The sequence below is a fragment of the Pseudomonas sp. 7P_10.2_Bac1 genome, from assembly GCF_025465935.1.
In the GTDB taxonomy this organism is placed as follows: domain Bacteria; phylum Pseudomonadota; class Gammaproteobacteria; order Pseudomonadales; family Pseudomonadaceae; genus Aquipseudomonas.
Window position 1 is genome coordinate 1 of the sequence record NZ_JANLNV010000020.1, and the last position, 17,189, is coordinate 17,189.

17 protein-coding genes are annotated in these 17,189 nt (G+C 54.4%); 11 read left to right on the forward strand and 6 right to left on the reverse strand.

All coding sequences use genetic code 11. The annotated features are described in order from the left end of the window. Positions 1 to 103: 103 nt before the first annotated feature. Entirely contained in the window at positions 104 to 1,198 is a 1,095-nt protein-coding gene (gene apbC, locus NTD86_RS03980) for an iron-sulfur cluster carrier protein ApbC (RefSeq protein WP_262200866.1), read from the reverse strand. Between the two features lie 182 nt (positions 1,199 to 1,380). Here apbC and metG point away from each other — a divergent pair, with 182 nt between their 5' ends. The 4 genes from metG (at position 1,381) to NTD86_RS04000 (ending at position 5,604) form a co-directional block, all read left to right on the forward strand. Beyond that, positions 1,381 to 3,432, forward strand: a complete 2,052-nt coding sequence (gene metG, locus NTD86_RS03985; RefSeq protein ID WP_262200867.1) for a methionine--tRNA ligase — start codon at positions 1,381 to 1,383, stop codon at positions 3,430 to 3,432. Positions 3,433 to 3,511: 79 nt separating this feature from the next. Continuing rightward, positions 3,512 to 4,603, forward strand: a complete 1,092-nt coding sequence (gene rsxB, locus NTD86_RS03990) for an electron transport complex subunit RsxB (protein WP_262200962.1) — start codon at positions 3,512 to 3,514, stop codon at positions 4,601 to 4,603. 64 nt (positions 4,604 to 4,667) lie between these two features. Continuing rightward, positions 4,668 to 5,306 (forward strand): endonuclease III, encoded by a 639-nt coding sequence (gene nth, locus NTD86_RS03995; protein WP_262200868.1) that lies wholly within the window; start codon positions 4,668 to 4,670, stop codon positions 5,304 to 5,306. 106 nt (positions 5,307 to 5,412) lie between these two features. Next, entirely contained in the window at positions 5,413 to 5,604 is a 192-nt protein-coding gene (locus tag NTD86_RS04000) for a PA3496 family putative envelope integrity protein (RefSeq protein ID WP_262200869.1), read from the forward strand. Positions 5,605 to 5,692: 88 nt separating this feature from the next. Here the strand turns inward: NTD86_RS04000 and NTD86_RS04005 are convergent, their stop codons facing one another. Further along, positions 5,693 to 6,319 (reverse strand): response regulator transcription factor, encoded by a 627-nt coding sequence (locus NTD86_RS04005; RefSeq protein WP_262200870.1) that lies wholly within the window; start codon positions 6,317 to 6,319, stop codon positions 5,693 to 5,695. Between the two features lie 1,147 nt (positions 6,320 to 7,466). On the opposite strand from NTD86_RS04005, the gene NTD86_RS04010 reads away from it, so the two are divergent. Next, positions 7,467 to 8,237 (forward strand): hypothetical protein, encoded by a 771-nt coding sequence (locus NTD86_RS04010; RefSeq protein WP_262200871.1) that lies wholly within the window; start codon positions 7,467 to 7,469, stop codon positions 8,235 to 8,237. Positions 8,238 to 8,318: 81 nt separating this feature from the next. On the opposite strand, the gene NTD86_RS04015 is transcribed toward NTD86_RS04010, so the two are convergent. Together NTD86_RS04015 and NTD86_RS04020 are read right to left on the reverse strand one after the other, a co-directional pair. Beyond that, positions 8,319 to 9,536, reverse strand: coding sequence for an argininosuccinate synthase (locus NTD86_RS04015; protein ID WP_262200872.1), 1,218 nt, complete (start codon positions 9,534 to 9,536; stop codon positions 8,319 to 8,321). A 126-nt stretch (positions 9,537 to 9,662) separates the two neighbouring features. After that, positions 9,663 to 10,568, reverse strand: a complete 906-nt coding sequence (locus NTD86_RS04020) for a flagellar protein MotY (RefSeq protein WP_262200873.1) — start codon at positions 10,566 to 10,568, stop codon at positions 9,663 to 9,665. A gap of 157 nt (positions 10,569 to 10,725) precedes the next feature. Here NTD86_RS04020 and pyrC point away from each other — a divergent pair, with 157 nt between their 5' ends. Next, positions 10,726 to 11,772, forward strand: coding sequence for a dihydroorotase (gene pyrC, locus NTD86_RS04025; protein WP_262200874.1), 1,047 nt, complete (start codon positions 10,726 to 10,728; stop codon positions 11,770 to 11,772). Further along, entirely contained in the window at positions 11,769 to 12,443 is a 675-nt protein-coding gene (gene rnt, locus NTD86_RS04030) for a ribonuclease T (RefSeq protein ID WP_262200875.1), read from the forward strand. The genes pyrC and rnt overlap by 4 nt, the downstream gene beginning before the upstream one ends. A gap of 75 nt (positions 12,444 to 12,518) precedes the next feature. Here rnt and NTD86_RS04035 read toward each other — a convergent pair whose 3' ends face one another. Further along, entirely contained in the window at positions 12,519 to 13,121 is a 603-nt protein-coding gene (locus NTD86_RS04035; protein ID WP_055101019.1) for a peroxiredoxin, read from the reverse strand. A 279-nt stretch (positions 13,122 to 13,400) separates the two neighbouring features. Here NTD86_RS04035 and NTD86_RS04040 point away from each other — a divergent pair, with 279 nt between their 5' ends. Together NTD86_RS04040 and bfr are read left to right on the forward strand one after the other, a co-directional pair. Continuing rightward, a complete protein-coding gene (locus NTD86_RS04040; protein WP_262200963.1) occupies positions 13,401 to 13,619 on the forward strand; it encodes a bacterioferritin-associated ferredoxin in 219 nt (72 codons plus the stop codon). Positions 13,620 to 13,818: 199 nt separating this feature from the next. Further along, a complete protein-coding gene (bfr, locus tag NTD86_RS04045) occupies positions 13,819 to 14,289 on the forward strand; it encodes a bacterioferritin (RefSeq protein ID WP_048369419.1) in 471 nt (156 codons plus the stop codon). Between the two features lie 95 nt (positions 14,290 to 14,384). On the opposite strand, the gene grxD is transcribed toward bfr, so the two are convergent. After that, positions 14,385 to 14,726 carry a Grx4 family monothiol glutaredoxin gene (grxD, locus tag NTD86_RS04050; RefSeq protein WP_262200878.1) on the reverse strand — a complete coding sequence of 114 codons (342 nt, stop codon included), beginning with the start codon at positions 14,724 to 14,726 and terminating at the stop codon, positions 14,385 to 14,387. Positions 14,727 to 15,156: 430 nt separating this feature from the next. Here grxD and argF point away from each other — a divergent pair, with 430 nt between their 5' ends. Together argF and NTD86_RS04060 are read left to right on the forward strand one after the other, a co-directional pair. Continuing rightward, the gene (gene argF, locus NTD86_RS04055) at positions 15,157 to 16,077 is read left to right on the forward strand and encodes an ornithine carbamoyltransferase (RefSeq protein ID WP_262200879.1); all 921 of its coding nucleotides are present in this window, start codon (positions 15,157 to 15,159) and stop codon (positions 16,075 to 16,077) included. Continuing rightward, positions 16,074 to 17,183 carry an ABC transporter ATP-binding protein gene (locus NTD86_RS04060; RefSeq protein ID WP_262200880.1) on the forward strand — a complete coding sequence of 370 codons (1,110 nt, stop codon included), beginning with the start codon at positions 16,074 to 16,076 and terminating at the stop codon, positions 17,181 to 17,183. The genes argF and NTD86_RS04060 overlap by 4 nt, the downstream gene beginning before the upstream one ends. The last annotated feature ends 6 nt before the right edge of the window (positions 17,184 to 17,189 follow it).

Below are 17,189 nucleotides of genomic sequence, written 5' to 3' on the forward strand. Positions count from 1 at the left end.
TTAGCACCCAAAAACCATGTGTTGGGCGGTGTGCTATTGTTTTTTTTTAAAAAAAAAAAAACCCCCCCCCCCCCCCCTCGCTCCTACCGTGGTTTTCGGTGTATCAGTCGTCGCTGGTGGTAATAGTCGGCATGGCTTGGGTAGCAGCTTCGCTCAGCACAATCCGCGCGCCAACGTGGCGAGCCAACTCTTGATACATCAAGGCAATCGGGCTGTCCGGATCTGCAATGGCCGATGGCTTACCGCTATCGGCCTGCTCGCGAATTTCCATCGACAGCGGCAAGGAGGCCAGGACTTCCACACCGTACTGAGTCGCCAGTTTCTCGCCACCGCCTTCGCCGAACAAATGCTCCGCATGCCCACAGTTGGAGCAAATGTGCACAGCCATGTTCTCTACAACGCCGAGCACCGGAATATTGACTTTGCGGAACATCTCGACGCCCTTGCGTGCGTCGAGCAAAGCCAAGTCCTGGGGCGTCGTCACAATCACCGAACCCGCTACCGGGACTTTCTGCGCCAGCGTCAACTGGATATCGCCCGTGCCAGGCGGCATGTCGATGACCAGATAATCCAAGTCATTCCAGGCCGTTTGTGTAACCAACTGCAATAGTGCGCCGGAAACCATCGGCCCACGCCAGACCATCGGTGTGTTGTCGTCAGTCAAAAAGGCCATCGACATGACTTCAACGCCATGCGCCTCAATCGGCACAAACCATTTCTGATCACGGATCTTCGGACGGGTACCTTCGGCAATACCGAACATCACGCCCTGGCTCGGACCATAAATGTCGGCATCCAGAATGCCCACTCGCGCACCCTCACGGGCCAGCGCCAACGCCAGGTTGGCCGCCGTCGTGGACTTACCGACACCGCCTTTGCCCGAGGCCACGGCGACAATGTTCTTTACGTTGGCCAGCCCAGGGATTTGCGCCTGGGCCTTGTGCGCGGCAATCACGCAATTGATCTCAACCTTGACCGAAGACACGCCATCCAGATGGCTGATGGCCATTTGCAGCATTTGCGCCCAGCCATTCTTGAACAGACCGGCGGCATACCCCAATTCGAGCTGAACACTGACATGCTCGCCCTGGACTTCAATGTGACGTACACACCCGGCGCTGACCGGATCCTGGTTCAAATATGGATCGGTGTATTGGCGAAGGACGGCCTCCACCGCTGCGCGATTGACTGCGCTCATGGGCAACTCCCGAAAAAGGCTGAGTGAAACAGGCCGCTATCGTACCTGTAATAAATCATCGGGCGCAGGCTTTTGAACCAATCAGCGCCACGAGAAACCATCAGATAGCCGCCCACGGGGTGAAATATATTGCCCGGCGCTTTATAGTGGCCGACCACCGTCTTATCAAGTAGCCGAGCCCCATGTCCGAGCCACGCAAGATCCTCGTCACCAGCGCCCTGCCCTATGCCAATGGTTCAATCCACCTTGGCCATATGCTTGAGTACATCCAGACCGATATGTGGGTGCGCTTCCAGAAGCAACGCGGCAACCAATGCACTTATGTCTGCGCAGACGACGCCCACGGCTCGGCCATCATGTTGCGTGCCGAAAAAGAAGGCATCACCCCTGAGCAACTGATTGCCAACGTGCAAGCTGAACACTGCGCCGATTTCTCCGACTTCCTGGTGGAGTTCGATAACTACCATTCGACCCACGCCGAAGAAAACCGTGAGCTGTCGAGTGCGATTTACATCAAGTTGCGCGAAGCCGGTCATATCGCCACGCGCTCGATCACCCAGTATTTCGACCCGGAAAAGAAGATGTTCCTGGCCGATCGCTTCATCAAGGGCACGTGCCCGAAATGCGGAACTGAAGATCAGTACGGCGACAACTGTGAGAAATGCGGCGCAACCTACGCCCCGACGGATTTGAAAAATCCGAAGTCGGCAATTTCCGGCGCCACGCCGGTTCTCAAGGATTCCCAGCACTTCTTCTTCAAGCTGCCCGACTTCGAAGCCATGCTCAAAAGCTGGACACGAAGCGGCTCGCTGCAAGATGCCGTCGCCAACAAGATTGCCGAATGGCTGGACTCCGGCCTGCAAGAGTGGGACATCTCCCGCGATGCGCCGTATTTCGGTTTCGAAATTCCGGGCGAGCCAGGCAAGTATTTCTATGTGTGGCTGGATGCACCGATCGGCTACATGGCCAGCTTCAAGAACCTCTGCGCACGCAACCCGGAACTGGACTTTGACGCGTACTGGAACAAAGACTCCAGCGCCGAGCTGTACCACTTCATCGGCAAGGACATCGTCAATTTCCACGCCTTGTTCTGGCCAGCCATGCTGGAAGGCGCCGGCTATCGCAAGCCGACCGCGATTAACGTTCACGGCTACCTGACCGTCAACGGCCAGAAAATGTCCAAGTCCCGTGGCACATTCATCAAGGCCCGCACCTACCTGGATCACCTGTCGCCAGAATACCTGCGCTATTACTACGCATCCAAACTGGGCCGTGGCGTCGACGATCTGGACCTGAACCTCGAAGATTTCGTGCAAAAGGTCAACTCCGACCTCGTTGGCAAAGTGGTCAACATCGCCAGCCGTTGCTCAGGCTTCATTCACAAGGGCAATGCCGGCGTGATGGTTGAAGGCAACGCGGCCCCTGAGTTGACCGAGGCCTTCCTTGCAGCGGCACCAAGCATTGCCGAAGCCTATGAAGCCCGAGACTTTGCGCGCGCCATGCGTGAAATCATGGCGCTGGCCGACCGTGCCAACGCCTGGATCGCGGAAAAAGCACCGTGGGCCATGGCCAAGCAGGAAGGCAAGCAAGATGAAGTGCAGGCGGTATGTGCCTTGGGCGTCAACCTGTTCCGCCAGTTGATCATCTTCCTCAAGCCGGTACTGCCGCAGCTCGCAGCTGATGCCGAGGCGTTCCTCAATGTCGCGCCTTTGACCTGGAACGATCACGCTACCTTGCTCGCCAACCATCAGCTGAATGCCTTCAAGCCACTGATGACGCGTATCGATCCGGCACACGTCGAGGCGATGGTCTCGGCCTCCAAGGAAGATCTGGCCGCCAGCCAGACCGATACCGGTGCAACAGCGCCCAAAGGTAACGGTGAATTGACCAAGGAACCCCTGGCAGCCGAAATCGAGTTCGACGCGTTCGCCGTCGTCGACCTACGCGTGGCCTTGATCCTCAAAGCCGAGGCCGTGGAAGGTGCCGACAAGCTACTGCGTCTGACCCTGGACATCGGTGACGAACAGCGCAATGTGTTCTCGGGCATCAAAAGCGCCTACCCGAACCCGGCCGAGTTGGAGGGTCGTCTGACCATGATGATTGCCAACCTCAAGCCACGCAAAATGCGTTTTGGGGTCTCCGAAGGCATGGTCATGGCGGCGGGCCCTGGCGGTGAAGAAATTTACCTGCTGAGCCCGGACAGCGGTGCCAAGCCGGGTCAACGCATCAAGTAACACGCCCTCCTCATCCGCCAGCGACCAGCACGTCGCTGGCGGATGTTCGTTGTAGCCTCCCTTCCTGCCTTGTCGGATAATCAGCGCCGTTCGTTTAACCGCCTCGCACTCACTACTCACTGCGCAGGATGACTGTCGCCCGGGTGCGGCCCGCTGTCGCTGGACTGATCACACCATGAGCCTGATTCAACGTATTGACGCCCTGTTGCCACAAACCCAATGCGGGAAATGCGGGCATCCTGGCTGCAAACCCTATGCACAAGGTATTAGCCAGGGCGAAGCCATCAATAAATGCCCGCCCGGCGGAACCGAAACAATCGCCGCATTGGCCAACCTGCTGAGCATTCCGGTACTGGCGCTGGACACCGAGCGTGGAGCAGCGCCGGCACAGGTAGCGTACATTCGCGAAGCCGAGTGCATCGGTTGCACCAAATGCATCCAGGCTTGCCCGGTGGATGCAATCCTGGGTGCCGCCAAGCTTATGCACACCGTAATAGTCGATGAGTGCACTGGCTGCGACCTATGCATCGCCCCTTGCCCGGTCGACTGCATAGAGATGCGGCCGTTGCCCGACAATGTGGTGCCCATTGTCAGCGGATTTGCGCAAACAGAAACACAGTTGGTTGAACGCCTAGACAAACGTAACCACGCTCGTAGCCGCTACGAACGCCGTAGCGCACGCCTGCAGCGCGATGAGCAACAACGCCAGGCAGAACGTCTGGCACGAGCTCACAACCTGCCTGCAACGCCAGTTCATGCTGCACGGCAAGAAGATTCACAGACCGACCCAGCCAAACTCAGCGATGTCGCGCTCAAAAAAGCCAAGGTCAACCTTGCAATGGCCCGCGCGCAGTTGCACAAATCGCTAAAAGCATTTGGCCATCCGCCGACAGCCCCACAGCAGGCTCAACTGGTTGTCCTGCAAACGCAATTCGAGGCGGCCGAACAGGCCTTGGCACGGCTCGAGACAGGCCCGGTGCTGCCAGTATCGGCCCCCGGCAGTAACAACACTGCTGAGCTCAAGCGCGCGAAAATCCAGTTGGCCATGCGCCGTGCAGAGCTGAAAAAAGCGCAGACGCAAGAACTCACCGGCGCTCAACTCACGCTTTTGAATGACGCAGTCGCACAGGCCGAACAAGCGCTCGATGCCTTGGCCCTCAGCAATAGCTGATAATTTACGTTGAGCCGCGCCCTCTTTTTCTTTTACGGATTGCTCTCAGGAAAAGTGTTTACCTATGAACGCCGCAAAGCGCCTTGAAATTTTTCGTCGTTTTCACGAAGACAATCCAGAGCCAAAAACTGAACTGGCCTACACATCACCATTTGAATTACTGATAGCTGTCATTTTGTCAGCGCAAGCCACCGACGTAAGCGTGAATAAAGCAATGGCCAAGCTGTTCCCGGTCGCCAATACCCCGCAAGCCATCTACGCTTTGGGGGTGGACGGGCTGTCGGAGTACATCAAGACCATTGGCCTGTACAACAGCAAGGCCAAGAATGTGATTGAGACCTGCCGGTTGCTCATCGAGCGGCATGCCAGTGAGGTGCCACAAACGCGGGAGGCACTTGAAGCGCTGCCCGGCGTCGGTCGTAAAACAGCAAACGTGGTACTCAACACCGCTTTCAGGCAGCTGGCCATGGCCGTAGACACCCATATCTTCAGGGTCAGCAACAGAACTGGAATTGCACCGGGGAAAAATGTTGTCGAGGTCGAGAAGCAGTTGATCAAATTCGTGCCTAAGCCCTACCTGCTCGATGCTCACCATTGGCTCATCCTGCACGGTCGCTATGTATGCCAGGCACGCAGACCACGCTGCGGGAGTTGCCGAATTGAAGACCTGTGCGATTACAAGGAAAAAACCTCCGACGATTGAGCAATAGAGGTTTTATTAGCGGATCGATTGAGAAAAACTTTTTTACCCGTCATGCGTTTATCGCTATAAGGGGCGCCATCGAATGTCTTAGCCTGGAGTGAACTGAATGAGCACTGGCAAAGAACAACTGGAAGATGATGTAGACGTGGATGTCGCGGCCGAGCAGGACAGCCCTGATATTACAGAGCCTCCTGTAGAAGTCGCTAAAACCAATTTGGCCAAAAGACGCACAATAGACGCCTTGCTGGCTGAAAAAAGACTCCTGAAAGACTTGGAAGATTATCCATACGACCTGTAGGTTTTAGCGCTTAACACCAAAAACCTCCTTGGCTGGAGGCTTTTGGTGTTAAGGGGTGCCTGGAGTAAACGCTCCTCACCCCTGCAACTCACACCAGCCCGTTGCGCTGTGCTAACTCTATGAGATCTACCAGTGAACGAGCATTGAGCTTGAGCAAAAGGCGGGTTTTGTAGGTACTGACGGTTTTATTGCTCAGGAACATGCCATCGGCTATTTCCTTGTTACTTTTACCTCGCGCCAACTGTTGCAACACCATCATTTCTCGCCCGGACAGGCGATTGACCATATCTGCCTCGCTGGTGTTGCCCAAGCTTGAGCGCACTGAGTGCAATGCCTGATTTGGGAAATAACTGTAGCCGGAAAGCACAGCCTTGATTGCACTCAGCAGCTCGGTCAGATCCTGTTGTTTACAGACATAGCCAGCTGCACCTGCCTGCATGCAGCGCATGGAAAAATGCCCAGGAGCCTGCGAAGTCAATACCAGCACTTTAATAGGAACCGCCGGTGTAGAAAGTCTCGCAATGACTTCAAGGCCATCAAGTTTTGGAATTCCAATATCCAGGATCACAATATCCGGCGCGTACTCACGTGCCAGTTGCAAAGCATCCACTCCATTATCCGTCTCTGCGATAACTTCGTAGCCATGTCGTTCCATGAGCATACGCACAGCAAGACGAATGACAGGATGATCATCCACGATCAGCACTTTATTCATGGGTAATTCCAATTTTTTCGCTGTTCGAATTTTTAGAGTCAGCACAATAGCCTAGTCACAACACCCTGGGCATAGTGCCCCCCCCCAAGCACCAACAACCAAAGACATTTCCTACGCACAATAAAGATTAGACCTACAAAAAAATCACTCACAAAGATCACTTCGTCACCCTTCGCCTCACTTCAGTCACGCTAGGTGTAAACGCATCGATAGACCTTTATATGAAAAATACAATTCCCATGATTATCGGCAATATCCTTATACGGGCGTTAGAAAATGCGCTGGCTTACCGCTTTAATTTCAAGCATTAGCCTGAATCAAGCTCTACCCTACATTTCATACAGTCCTTATTTCATTATTCAGATGGCTCAAGTCGTACCAAATTCGCATACAGTGAAAATGACTTGAGCAAAAATAAAAGCCAACAATAGATTGTAAACAGCCAACAGGCTCAGCATCACCCTTTACTTCGTGATGATATGGATGCGTCCTCCACTATTTAACCGTCCCCTGTGCAAAGTGCGTTTTGACCGCCTTCCTACAGCACACGCTCTACATCGTGGTTAGACAGCCAAAGCCTACTTATATAAAAAAACAGAACCTCTTAAATTACGCCCTCCTCTTTCAGAAAACTAGTCCAGCCAAAATCTACTCTTTTTTTAGAAAAAAATATTACCATTTTAAACTTAGAGAAGAAGACTACAAGGCATTCGGAAACTCCTGAAAATATGCCTTATATAGATAGCTCACCACCCTGCATTCCAGCACAAAACCTCAACCACTCATACACCTCAACTAAAATGTTACTTAATCACTCCAATGTGCACCCCACATAAAACCGGAAACTAGCCCCAGCCATCACCAGAGCAAAACCCATATTAATCCGGAGTTATCCTACAGAAAAATATTTAATTTTCAGCATTCAGATTCTTCAACAGGAATGGTGAATTCAAGGCACTTTTGGTTTGCGATTTCACCCGCACGATACTAAATTTAAGATAAACCGCTTTCACAGGGGTCTTCAAAGATTCACCGAACTCAAGCACGCCTTTATAGCAATGTATTAATCTGCAGCTCAAAGGTTGCATCCAACTCCCCCACTTACAGTTCTGTTGTCGTCAGCCAGAATCTGCACGCAGGCTACATCATGATAAAAAATAAAATCCGGGTGAATAACCCACTCACAGTAATTGCTATTTTTTCAATGCTAACCGAGGCTTCTGCTGCGGTTTCATTACCGTATATCGATAGAGAAAATCAAAAACTGTATGTCTGGTTTCTGATTGTCTTTCCCTCGATCTTAATCACGCTGTTCTTTCTCACCCTTAATTTCAATAACAAAAGCCTCTACAGCCCGGCGGATCACGCCAAGGAAAAACCTCGTGAAATTTCCCACGCTTCTTTGTCTGCGAGCGAACTTGCACACGCAAATCCGGCCACAGATCCCTACATACGCCCCCCTCAATCGGAGTCCTTACTCTCAAAATCAGGGATAAAATTTATTTCCTATAGTCCTAAAAACTTTATCTTTCTGCCCCAAGGGTATAAAGACTACGACTCATACGTAAAAAAGACTTTCCATAAAGGTAATGATTTAACACTGGAAGAACATCGACTGTCGCAGGACGATGAGGCCATGAGCAGTCTGTATTTGGTCGACTTCAGCCACCCCTGCTTGAAGCTGGGCCAGGACCACACCCTGAAAGATGTCTTGCAGACTTACTATGAAATGGCATTTCCCAAGAAAGACTGCCTTCATCAAAAAGATATCTTGCTCCTCCTGACACGCAGTCCACTGTCAGCCGACTGGAACGGCCGACAGCGCCTGGAACTTGACCCAGACATTGCTTCACACTTAGGTGATGCCACGGTTATTGCCTATAACACTAAAACTCGCCAGCTCAACACTCTGAGCTGACACCTACAGTTTCCCTTTCTTATTTGAGATGTTCGCGCAAAAAAAAACCCGGCCATTGGCCGGGTTTTTTACAGGGTGCAATCAGAACAGCTTGCGTCCCCGGTTAGCAGCAATACGCATACGCAGGGCGTTCAATTTGATGAAGCCAGCAGCGTCGGCCTGGTTGTAAGCGCCGCCATCCTCTTCGAAGGTTGCGATGTTGGCATCGAACAACGATTCGTCAGACTTACGGCCGGTAACAATCACATTGCCTTTGTACAGCTTCAGACGCACGACGCCGTTCACGTTAACCTGAGAAGCGTCGATCATTTGTTGCAACATCAAACGCTCAGGGCTCCACCAGTAGCCGGTGTAGATCAGGCTGGCATACTTGGGCATCAGCTCGTCTTTCAGGTGAGCGACTTCACGATCCAGAGTGATCGACTCAATGGCGCGGTGGGCACGCAGCATAATGGTGCCGCCCGGCGTTTCATAGCAACCGCGGGACTTCATGCCCACATAGCGGTTCTCTACGATGTCGAGACGACCAATACCATTTTCGCCACCGATGCGGTTGAGCGTTGCCAGTACGGTAGCCGGGGTCATTTCAACGCCGTCCAGTGCAACGATATCGCCGTTGCGATAGGTCAGTTCCAGATAGGTCGGCGTGTTAGGCGCGTCTTCTGGCGACTTGGTCCAACGCCACATGTCTTCTTCGTGCTCGGTCCACGTGTCTTCCAGTACACCGCCCTCGTAGGAGATGTGCAGCAAGTTGGCATCCATCGAGTACGGGGATTTTTTCTTACCGTGACGCTCGATCGGGATCGCGTGCTTTTCAGCGTAATCCATCAGCTTTTCACGCGAGAGCAAGTCCCACTCACGCCAAGGAGCGATCACTTTCACACCTGGCTTCAGTGCGTAAGCACCCAATTCGAAACGAACCTGGTCGTTACCCTTGCCGGTTGCGCCGTGAGAAATAGCATCGGCACCGGTTTCGTTGGCGATTTCGATCAGACGCTTGGCAATCAGCGGACGCGCAATGGAAGTACCCAGCAGGTACTCGCCTTCGTAAACGGTGTTGGCGCGGAACATTGGGAACACGAAATCGCGGACAAATTCTTCGCGCAGGTCGTCGATGTAGATTTCCTTGACGCCCATGGCTTGCGCCTTGGCACGTGCAGGCTCAACCTCTTCGCCCTGACCCAGGTCAGCGGTAAAGGTTACGACTTCACAGTTATAAGTATCCTGCAGCCACTTCAGGATCACCGAAGTGTCCAGGCCGCCCGAATAAGCCAGAACGACCTTGTTTACGTCCGCCATGCCATCACTCCACGGGTTGTTCGAAAAGCCGAGCAGTCTACCGCTCGCGGGCCTTAATTTACAGAGGGGCGACAGCTTAAGACGACAAAGCGACAGTAACTTTCAGCAATACGACGCCAAAAAAACTCAGGACAGTGTCGCTGGATGGGCTGTGCCTGCCGCGGGAGGTGGCTTTACAGGCTCAGGCATGCGTTCCAGACGCACGCTGACACGGCGATTCTTCGCCCGATTGGCCGCACTGGTATTGGGGGCCAACGGGTACTGCTCGCCATGAAAGCGCAGAGTGATCTGCGATTCTTGCAGCCCGTTTTCCTTGAAGTAGTCCATGACCGCCAATGCGCGACGGCGAGACAACTCACGATTGGTCAAACGATTGCCTGAATTATCCGAATACCCGTCCAGCATGACGTGGTTCACCGTTGGGTCTGCCTTCATGTATTCCAGCATGATGTTCAGATTGGCGCGCGCCTTGGCATCCAACTCGGTGCCGCCCCCCGCAAAGCTGATTTGGCTCTGGCGAACCTGATCGAAATTCTTGGCCAGCAGCTTGGTGGTGCAGGCTTCGTAATCACCATATGCCTGGCGAAACTTCACGGGAAGCAGCCGCACTTCCGATAGACCGCCCGTCGCCGAATAATGCCTGATCACCGGGCTGCGCCCTTCCAGCAGCCCTCGAAACAAACGCCCGGCCTGTGCCTGCGAACTGTTGAACAGGACATTGCCACGGCCGATACGTACGGTCCCCAGATCAATATCGCCACGCCCCGGCTGCCAAGGTGCCGCGGCGGCCAGCAAGGTGGCCGAGCCTTCGCCCAACACCGAGTTATAGGCATTGAGACGGAAAACCGCCTGCTCTCCGGCGCGGCGCACAAAGACTCCCGAGCCAAAATCAGTGATCGGCTGGATGAGGCGGCACTCGAACTGGTCGCCTTCAACCTTCCACTCCACATTCTCCAGACGGGTCTGGAAAGTCAGGGCCATGGCTGGAAAGCTGGCAAACAGGCTGAGAAGGATGAAATAACGCTGGCGCACAGGAGGCTCCGCAAATGTGGACTGCAAAAAACTCAGTGCACAGTTTTTACGACATACCTTTAATGTATCGGTTATCCCATCTAAAACTTGATAGCGAGTGCCTGAGAGAGTCTTTTCCGGTAGCATTCGCATCAGTTTGACCCGCCTGGAATCCCCAATGTCTGACCGCCTGACCCTGCTGCGTCCCGACGACTGGCACATTCATCTTCGCGATGGTGCTGTGTTGACTCACACTGTGGCGGATGTTGCGCGCACTTTTGGCCGCGCCATCATCATGCCCAACCTCGTACCTCCGGTGCGTAATGCAGCCGAAGCCGACGCCTATCGTCAGCGCATTCTGGCTGCTCGCCCGGCCGGCAGCCGTTTCGAGCCGCTGATGGTGCTTTACCTCACCGACCGAACTCAGCCAGAAGACATTCGTACAGCCAAGGCCAGCGGCTATGTGCATGCTGCCAAGCTGTACCCGGCTGGTGCAACGACCAACTCGGACTCCGGTGTAACCAGCATCGATGCCATCTTCCCGGTCCTGGAAACCATGGCCGAAGTCGGTATGCCCTTGTTGATACACGGCGAAGTCACGCGCGCCGATATCGATGTGTTTGATCGCGAGAAGGTCTTCATCGACGAGCATATGCGTCGTGTCGTGGAGCGTTTCCCGACCTTGAAAGTGGTGTTCGAGCACATCACCACGTCGCATGCAGTGGACTTCGTCAACGAAGCTGCGGCCAACGTCGGCGCGACCATCACCGCGCATCATCTGCTTTATAACCGCAACCACATGCTGGTTGGCGGTATTCGCCCGCACTTCTATTGCCTGCCGATTCTAAAGCGCAACACCCATCAGGAAGCCCTGCTGGATGCGGCCACCAGCGGCAGTCCGAAGTTCTTCCTGGGCACTGACTCGGCACCGCACGCGCAACATGCCAAAGAAGCGGCCTGTGGCTGTGCCGGTTGCTACACCGCCTATGCCGCCATTGAGCTGTACGCTGAGGCCTTTGAACAGCGCAATGCGCTAGACAAGCTTGAAGCGTTCGCCAGCTTGAACGGCCCGCGGTTCTACGGCCTGCCTCCCAGCACCGAGCACATCACCCTGGTTCGCCAAGAGTGGACTGCCCCCAGCAGCCTGCCTTTCGGCGAGTTGAACGTAATCCCGCTGCGCGCCGGTGAAAAACTGCGCTGGCGCCTGCAGGAGGAAGAAGTGTGAGCGAAGACCTTTTTGATGACGAACACGAGGGCGGGCATGGCGGCGGTTCTCGCCACCCAATGGCCGAGCGTTTTCGCGGCTATCTGCCAGTCGTTATCGACGTTGAAACAGGCGGTTTCAATAGTGCCACCGATGCGCTGCTGGAAATCGCAGCTGTCACCATCGGCATGGATGAAAAGGGCTTTGTGTTCCCTGAGCACACCTATTTCCACCGTGTAGAGCCCTTTGAAGGCGCCAATATCGAAGCTGCGGCACTGGAGTTCACCGGTATCAAGCTGGACCACCCGCTGCGTATGGCAGTCAGCGAAGAAACAGCGCTGACAGATATCTTCCGTGGCGTGCGCAAGGCCCTCAAGGCCAATGGGTGCAAACGCGCGATCCTGGTTGGCCACAACAGTAGCTTCGACCTCGGTTTCCTGAATGCCGCCGTGGCGCGCCTGGACATGAAGCGCAACCCGTTTCATCCATTCTCCAGCTTTGACACGGCAACACTGGCAGGCCTTGCGTACGGTCAGACCGTACTCGCCAAAGCCTGCCAGGCAGCTGACATCGACTTTGACGGACGTGAGGCCCACTCGGCACGTTACGACACCGAAAAGACCGCTGAGCTGTTCTGTGGCATCGTCAACAGTTGGAAGCAAATGGGCGGCTGGAAAGACTTCAACGACTGATCACGTCAGTCGGAGTAACCACCGCGCATAAAAAAACCGGACCCAGGGTCCGGTTTTTTTATGCCGCCAGAACGCTTACAGCTTGCCAGCATTCTCAGTCAGGTAAGCCGCAACGCCTTCAGTCGAAGCGGTCATGCCTTTGTCGCCTTTCTTCCAGTTGGCCGGGCACACTTCGCCGTGCTCTTCATGGAACTGCAGTGCATCAACCAGACGCAACAACTCGTCCATGTTGCGGCCCAGTGGCAGGTCGTTAACGATCTGGGAGCGAACAACGCCCTTGTCATCGATCAGGAATGCGCCACGCAGTGCAACGCCACCTTCAGTTTCAACGTCGTAGGCTTTGCAGATCGCGTGGTTGATGTCGGCAGCCATGGTGTATTTCACCTGGCCGATACCGCCATTGTTCACTGGGGTGTTACGCCATGCGTTGTGAGTGAAATGGGAGTCGATGGAGACTGCAACCACTTCAACGTTACGCGCCTGGAACTCAGGGATACGGTGATCCAGAGCGATCAGCTCCGATGGGCAAACGAAGGTGAAGTCCAGTGGGTAGAAGAACACCAGGCCGTATTTGCCTTTGATAGCGGTGGACAGCGTGAAGCTATCAACGATTTCGCCATTGCCGAGTACGGCTGCGACGGTGAAGTCAGGCGCTTGTTTGCCTACGAGTACGCTCATTGGATATCTCCTGGGTGCAACGTGAAAAACGGAATCCGACCCCGGCGTCATCGTGACGCAACAGGCGTGCGGCCAGACCTCCGCGTAAAAGACCGGCATCATACACCGCTCGTCGGAACCGTCCTTAACCCTTTTTTTACTCGCACTCGTTTCAGCCCTGGCACCGTTCGTCCGCGCAAGCTGAACAAACCCTAATCGCGCTCCAATCTACTTTGACAATCATTCTCGTTAACATTAAGATCCGTCTCATTGAATCCCAACCAGCGATGGTTCTTATTTATGTACGTTTGCGTTTGCACTGGCGTTACTGACGGAAAAATCCGCGATGCAATCTATGAAGGTTGCTGCAGCTACCGCGAAGTGCGCGAGGCGACCGGTGTCGCCAGCCAATGCGGCAAATGTGCATGCTTGGCCAAGCAGGTCGTTCGCGAAACCTTGTCCTCTCTTCAAGCCAGCCAGGCATCCTTGGGTTTTCCAGCAGATTTTTCAGCTGCGTAATTAACCAGTTTTTAAAGAACCGGACTTAACGTCCGGTTTTTTTATGCCAAAAATTCAAGTACTTAGGTCCAAAACGCGGAACACAAACATTCTTATTCCGATTAATTTTCATTTATTATTCAAACACTTAGGTTTGACAGTCGTTAATACGCAGATCAAACTCTGCCTTATATACAGTTAACTAAGGCAGGCCCTTGCGATGAAAGGCGATATTTCAGTCATCCAGCACCTCAACAAAATCCTCGGTAACGAGCTGGTTGCGATCAACCAATACTTCTTGCATGCACGCATGTATCAAGATTGGGGCCTGGAAAAGTTGGGGAAACACGAATACAACGAATCCATCGACGAGATGAAACACGCTGACAAGCTGATCAAGCGCATCCTGTTCCTGGAAGGCCTGCCGAACGTTCAAGACCTGGGCAAGCTGCATATCGGCGAGCACACCAAGGAAATGCTGGAGTGCGACCTGCGCATTGAGCGTACGGGCCACGCCGACCTTAAAGCGGCTATTGCGCACTGCGAAGTAGTGGGCGACTTTGGTAGCCGCGAACTTCTGGAAGATATTCTGGAGTCCGAAGAAGAACATATCGACTGGCTGGAAACTCAACTAGGCCTGATCGACAAGATCGGCATTGAGAATTACCTGCAATCGCAAATGGGTGAGTAACTAAGCCCAATAAAAAAGCCCCGCCCTGTTCAATCAGTGGCGGGGCTTTTTTATGCGCAGCTACTTGTTCATTCAAGTCGCTGCGGCGTCATTACTTAGGCTTCCGCCTTTTTTGCGGCAGCATTCGCAACAGCTTCTTTGATCAGCGCTTGCAGAGAACCGTCTGCAGACATCTCGACCATAATGTCGCTGCCACCAACCAGCTCACCCGCTACCCACAATTGCGGGAAGGTTGGCCAGTTCGCGTATTTTGGCAGGTTGGCACGAATTTCAGGGTTCTGCAGGATGTCCACGTAAGCGAACTTCTCACCACAGCCCATCACGGCCTGGGCCGCTTTAGCCGAAAAGCCGCACTGCGGGGCATTCGGAGCGCCTTTCATGTAAAGCAGAACGGTATTGTTGGCAATCTGTTCTTTGATCGTTTCGATGATATCCATGGAGCACCTCGGCTGAACTTTCCGACTCAGTTGTCGGCACGGTGGCGCATTGTAACGGAAAGCCGAGCATGACGCTCGGTCTCCCTGACAGACAATCGAGGCGCAATCCTCAAGGGAGCCAGCCGCAGGTGTACATCAAGATGGAGGGTTTCAACGACACAGAGAATTGCAAAACAACCTGAGGGCAGTGTACAACTGGGCAGCTGAGGTGAGGCCAATCACTGATAAGTGATTCCAGCCGCGTGCTCATGCAGCGCAAGACTCGCATAAACCTCAAAACATGACCCTAATTGGCAAGACGCGACATTTCCTTATAAGATCGCGCCTTCCCCTATTTCGTCGCCCCGTGCGGCTTTCGCCGCAGGTCTCGCCGTTTTTCCAAAAAACCCGGCTTTGAGTTCTGCGGTCGTTGCAAAGAAGGTAGTTAATGATGAGCGCAAGGCACTTTCTCTCCCTGATGGATTGCACGCCCGAAGAGCTGGTCAGCGTGATCCGTCGTGGTACCGAGCTAAAAGACCTGCGTGATCGCGGCGTTCTCTTCGAACCCCTGAAGAATCGCGTTTTGGGCATGATTTTCGAAAAGTCATCGACCCGCACCCGACTGTCATTTGAAGCCGGCATGATCCAACTTGGCGGCCAGGCCATTTTTCTGTCCCCTCGCGACACCCAACTGGGCCGCGGTGAGCCAATCGGCGACTGCGCGATCGTTATGTCGCGCATGCTCGATGCAGTCATGATCCGCACCTTTGGTCACAACACACTGACCGAGTTCGCAGCCAATTCGCGCGTCCCCGTGATCAACGGACTGTCAGATGATCTGCACCCGTGCCAGCTATTGGCTGACATGCAGACTTTCCTTGAGCACCGTGGCTCGATCAAGGGTAAAACCGTGGCCTGGATCGGCGACGGCAACAACATGTGCAACAGCTATATAGAAGCCGCCATTCAGTTTGATTTCCAATTGCGCGTTGCCTGCCCTGAAGGCTATGAACCGAATCCTGAGTTCGTGGCCTTGGCCGGTGATCGCGTGACCATCGTGCGTGACCCGCGTGAAGCCGTGATCGGTGCGCACTTGGTCAGCACGGACGTCTGGACCTCGATGGGTCAGGAAGAAGAAACCGCCAAACGTCTGGAACTGTTTGCCCCGTACCAGGTTGACCGCGCTCTGCTCGACCTCGCCGCAGAGGACGTCCTGTTCATGCATTGTCTGCCAGCCCACCGCGGCGAGGAAATCAGCCTCGACCTGCTGGATGACCCGCGCTCGGTTGCCTGGGATCAAGCTGAAAACCGCCTGCACGCGCAAAAAGCCTTGCTCGAGTTTCTGGTTAAACCGGCGTACCAACCGGCATGAGCCAGCCGCTATTGCTGAACCTGCGTGATCTGGCCTGCGGGTATCAAGGCCAGAGCGTGGTGCAACACCTCAACCTGCACCTTAATGCCGGCGATATCGGTTGCCTGCTCGGGTCCTCTGGTTGCGGCAAAACCACGACACTGCGCGCAATTGCCGGTTTTGAGCCCGTGCACCAGGGTGAAATCCAGCTGGCGGGGGAAGTCATCTCACGTGCCGGCTTTACCCTGGCCCCAGAGAAACGTCGCATCGGCATGGTGTTTCAGGACTACGCCCTGTTCCCACACCTGAGCGTGGCCGACAACATTGCGTTTGGTATTCGTAAACACCCGAACAAAGACCGTGTCATTGAAGAACTGCTGGAACTGGTCAATCTCAAAGACCTGGGCAAGCGCTTCCCTCACGAGCTTTCGGGTGGCCAGCAGCAACGTGTCGCACTTGCCCGGGCCTTGGCCCCAGAGCCCCAACTGCTCCTGCTGGATGAACCGTTCTCTAACCTGGACGGTGAGTTGCGCCGCAAACTGAGCCACGAGGTACGCGACATTCTCAAATCTCGTGGCACCAGCGCGATCCTGGTGACGCACGACCAGGAAGAAGCCTTTGCTGTGAGCGACCATGTAGGCGTCTTCAAAGAAGGTCGCCTAGAGCAGTGGGATACGCCCTACAACCTCTATCACGAACCATTGACGCCGTTTGTGGCGAGTTTTATTGGCCAGGGCTATTTCATTCGCGGGCAACTGCTTAGCCCAGAATCGGTACAAACCGAGTTGGGCGTGTTGCGCGGCAACCGCGCTTACAACTGGCCAACCGGCGGCGCCGTCGATGTGTTGCTGCGCCCCGATGACATTGTCTACGCCCCGGACAGCCCGTTGAAAGCCAGAATCATCGGCAAGACCTTTCTGGGCGCCTCGACCCTGTACCGCTTGCAGCTACCGACGGGCAGCCAGCTGGAGTCAATTTTCCCAAGCCATGTCGATCACGCACCTGGAACCGACGTCGGCATCCGAGTGGCGGCGGAGCACCTGGTGATGTTTCAAGGAAGCGGCAGCACAGCCGCACAGATTCCTCACGGGGAATCCGGTGTAAGGCGTTTCAGCAACGCTCATTGATATCGA

Bases quoted from the DNA above. Each gene is read 5' to 3' on its own strand.
- bfr (WP_048369419.1), top strand. From the start codon at position 13,819: ATGAAAGGCGATATTTCAGTCATCCAGCACCTCAACAAAATCCTCGGT.
- argF (WP_262200879.1), top strand. From the start codon at position 15,157: ATGAGCGCAAGGCACTTTCTCTCCCTGATGGATTGCACGCCCGAAGAG.
- NTD86_RS04035 (WP_055101019.1), bottom strand. From the start codon at position 13,121: ATGAGCGTACTCGTAGGCAAACAAGCGCCTGACTTCACCGTCGCAGCC.
- pyrC (WP_262200874.1), top strand. From the start codon at position 10,726: ATGTCTGACCGCCTGACCCTGCTGCGTCCCGACGACTGGCACATTCAT.
- apbC (WP_262200866.1), bottom strand. From the start codon at position 1,198: ATGAGCGCAGTCAATCGCGCAGCGGTGGAGGCCGTCCTTCGCCAATAC.
- NTD86_RS04040 (WP_262200963.1), top strand. From the start codon at position 13,401: ATGTACGTTTGCGTTTGCACTGGCGTTACTGACGGAAAAATCCGCGAT.
- NTD86_RS04005 (WP_262200870.1), bottom strand. From the start codon at position 6,319: ATGAATAAAGTGCTGATCGTGGATGATCATCCTGTCATTCGTCTTGCT.
- NTD86_RS04015 (WP_262200872.1), bottom strand. From the start codon at position 9,536: ATGGCGGACGTAAACAAGGTCGTTCTGGCTTATTCGGGCGGCCTGGAC.
- NTD86_RS04060 (WP_262200880.1), top strand. From the start codon at position 16,074: ATGAGCCAGCCGCTATTGCTGAACCTGCGTGATCTGGCCTGCGGGTAT.
- nth (WP_262200868.1), top strand. From the start codon at position 4,668: ATGAACGCCGCAAAGCGCCTTGAAATTTTTCGTCGTTTTCACGAAGAC.
- metG (WP_262200867.1), top strand. From the start codon at position 1,381: ATGTCCGAGCCACGCAAGATCCTCGTCACCAGCGCCCTGCCCTATGCC.
- grxD (WP_262200878.1), bottom strand. From the start codon at position 14,726: ATGGATATCATCGAAACGATCAAAGAACAGATTGCCAACAATACCGTT.
- NTD86_RS04000 (WP_262200869.1), top strand. From the start codon at position 5,413: ATGAGCACTGGCAAAGAACAACTGGAAGATGATGTAGACGTGGATGTC.
- NTD86_RS04010 (WP_262200871.1), top strand. From the start codon at position 7,467: ATGATAAAAAATAAAATCCGGGTGAATAACCCACTCACAGTAATTGCT.